The sequence below is a fragment of the Psychrobacter sp. AOP7-B1-24 genome (assembly GCF_052376215.1).
Classification (GTDB): Bacteria; Pseudomonadota; Gammaproteobacteria; order Pseudomonadales; family Moraxellaceae; genus Psychrobacter.
This window is the reverse complement of sequence record NZ_JBQSVL010000183.1, coordinates 1-988: the sequence shown is the minus strand read 5'-3', so window position 1 is coordinate 988 and position 988 is coordinate 1. Positions and strand designations below refer to the sequence as shown.

The window sequence follows — 988 nt, the reverse complement described above, 5'->3', positions numbered from 1 at the left end:
AATATTTATTTTAAATTTCGTTAAATTATTAGATATAATCGTTACTAGTGGTTTATATATAGAAACTCTCTTGAATATAAAATGATAATAATTAAGAGTATTTAAAGTTAACAATATATTTGCTAGATGATTGCTGAGCAAAGTTTATTCATGTCATAATAATAAGTATATTTATCTAAACCGTCTTTTAATACGGCATAGGTTTCCTGCTCTAAGTTATTATAGTTATAGCCTATAAAAAATAAGGTGTCGTCTTTTAGTGTTATTTTATTATTAGCACACTGAATTACATATTTAGGATCAAAATTTGAAATTTCATTGTCGTTATTATATCTTACAAAAAAATTTACTTTTTTTATTTCTCCCATGCGAACTTGCATAGGTAATTTGTAAAAGGCTCCAGTCTGCTGGATTTCATGATGTTTAGTTATTTCCGATAAAATATTATCAGCAATTTCTCGATAGTCACTAGTTAAGTTTTCGTTGATATTACTGACAATAAAATTTCTGGTAATGCCATATACCGATGATTTACCGATAATCTTATCGATACTTTCTGTTTCGTTGTTTTTTTTGATAAAGTAATGATATTCTGTTGAGTTGGATAGAGTAGTGAAGTCGGTTAGTACATTTTGACCATCAATATTATCAATATATGTATGTCTCAATGGTGTGTCAGCAGGTGTGCTAATATCTGCTAAAATAACTTCTAGCTGCTTTTTAGTCAACTGCTCATGACATTTACTCTCAACGGAGCAGTCTGTAGTGTTTGATAGATCATCTTTGATTTCAGTTTGAGCATTACTGGTACAGTTACAAAGCAATAGTATTGAAAATATTGTTATTGATTTATTCATATAGTGCTCTTTATCGAAAGCCTTTTAGTATTTTTGGTGATGGTTGCTTTAACGCGTGTTCAAGGATTTAGAGCCCCGCTAAATCTTAAGCTTTTCATTAAAGGACACCTTATACCTGTAAAAAATTATTT

General features: G+C 29.0%; 1 protein-coding gene. It reads right to left on the bottom strand.

Annotated features, from left to right (window positions below):
- Positions 1-122: 122 nt before the first annotated feature.
- A complete protein-coding gene (locus ACT3QP_RS14880; RefSeq protein WP_444526039.1) occupies positions 123-857 on the bottom strand; it encodes a hypothetical protein in 735 nt (244 codons plus the stop codon).
- Positions 858-988 lie beyond the last annotated feature (131 nt).

Coding starts and splice junctions, on each gene's coding strand:
- ACT3QP_RS14880 (WP_444526039.1), bottom strand. CDS start 857: ATGAATAAATCAATAACAATATTTTCAATACTATTGCTTTGTAACTGT.